This window comes from Stieleria sp. (assembly GCF_041595215.1).
GTDB lineage: Bacteria > Planctomycetota > Planctomycetia > Pirellulales > Pirellulaceae > Stieleria > Stieleria magnilauensis.
Genome location: NZ_JBFHKV010001341.1, coordinates 1 through 1,987 on the forward strand (window position 1 = coordinate 1; position 1,987 = coordinate 1,987).

A 1,987-nucleotide genomic window follows, 5' to 3' on the forward strand; every position below is an offset into this window, starting at 1 on the left:
TCATCGACGGGCTGAAAAACTGTACGAGTCTTGCCTGGTTCAATGACCGATTGGTTGTCGCCGACGGTGGAATGGTCATCGCCTACCAACGTGACGGAGATCAACGTTGGACGGAAGCTTCACGGATCGCGGAATACGATGGAGAGGCGTATGTGCACAGCGACGGTCGGCGGTTGGCAGTGTGTGATTCCGCCGGCGGGACGCTGCGTCTGTTTGATGCCGGTCTAACAGAAGTGGCAATCCAAAATCGACTCGGCTCGCCCACGCACGTGGCGGTGTCGGGCGATCGTGTGGTGGTCTACGAAGCGGGCCGCCAGCGTCTGGTCAAACTGCGACTCGCCGAACGGGGCGCCGAACGGGGCGCCGAACAGGCCGCCCGTCACGCTGAAGCACTGACAATCCACCCGGCTGAAACACAGCTCCACACCGATGCCGATTTCCAGGACTTCAGTCGCCCCGCTGGTCTACCGTTCGCCGTCGCCATCACCCCCGATCGACGAGGACTGGCCGTCTCTGTCCGCACGCGGGCGGAATCCGAACCCGAGATCCGAATGGGCATCGCCAACGCCAAACAGACGTTTGTGTTGACCGGCGAAGCTGGATGGCAAGCCGTCCAAGCAAACGATGGGACCGCCGCGGCCGAACAAACGCAAATGCCGACGCGATGGCAGCTTGGATTTCGCTTGCCCGCCGGTGACTGGTCTGACTTTCGTTTTGCGGCGGCCGTTGAGACACCCCGACAGCGAGAACGGTTTGGGTTCCAAGACCATCGCGCCATTCACGCGCCGTTTTCCGATGATCCCGCTGATTGGGCTCCGTTTGATCTGGAGGATTACCGCGAAGGCGTGAGCGGCCGGCGGCAGGAAATCCGGATCGCATTTCAGCAGCCTTCAAACGGCAAAGCGACTGTGGTCATCGAAGATGAATCCGGACGGCGGGTGCGGAATCTCGTGGCAGGGCGTTCGTTTTCCGGCGGACGGCAGACGCTGGTTTGGGATGGACTGGATGACCAAGGCAAACTGGTTCCGCCGGGAAGCTATCGCTGGCGAGGGATCACCCACCCGGGAATCGAACCGGTCTATCGAATGAACTTTGCCAACGGCGGCGAGGACACGACCGCCTCTTGGGGCCCCAACCACAGCACGTTTCATCACGCCGCCACCAACGGCAATCTCGTTTTCTTTGCCGCACCGGTGACCGAAGGCGGTTGGGCACTCGTCGCGTTGGACGCCGATGGCAATTTCGTTCAGGGCTACGAACACCTACACGGTTACGGCATCGGACACGACGCGATCGCTGTCGACGACAAGTATCTGTACTGCGCCCAGGACGGGTTCACCTGGGGCGGGACCAAGGGGGTTGATCTCGGCAGCGACAACTGGACGGCAACCTGGAAACTCACCCTCGTCCGCTACGACATCGAGTCGGGCAAGATCGCGGAATTTCCCGGCAATCGGCGGGCGTTGGAAATTGATTCGATGCAGGTCGGGCCGGGGTCAAACCATTCGAATCTGGACGAATTCAACTTGGGCGGTCTGGCGATCAAAGACGGCAAACTCTATGTCGGATCGCGCGATAAACAAGCGGTGCTGGTGCTCGACGCCGCAACGGGCGATCGGCTTGAATCCCTGCCGCTGTCCGGTGTTCGGCATCTGACCGCCGGGGCGGAAATCTACGCGGCGACCGATCAAGGGGTGGTGCGACTCCGCGATGGAAAGACCCTTGTTCCCTCCGCAAAGATTGCCCCCGGCCTGAAAAGCGAACCCCAACTCAGCGGCATCACTGTCGCACCCAATGGCGACCTCTTGGTCAGCGACGCCAACTCGCACCAGATTCATCGCTTCAACGCGGAGGGCAGCTTGGTCGCGACGATCGGCGCCCCCGGCGGGCCGTACAAGGGGGCCTACGATCCAAAGCGAATGGTCCATCCCGCCGGGCTTGTGTTCGGACCCGCCGGCAAACTTTGGGTGACGGAAAAACGCTGGAA

The 1,987-nt window shown here is 61.5% G+C and carries 1 protein-coding gene; it reads left to right on the forward strand.

Annotated features, from left to right (window positions below; all coding sequences use genetic code 11):
- On the forward strand, window positions 1–1,987 hold a 1,987-nt coding region (locus ABX749_RS31110), incomplete at both ends, for a FlgD immunoglobulin-like domain containing protein (RefSeq protein ID WP_372899459.1).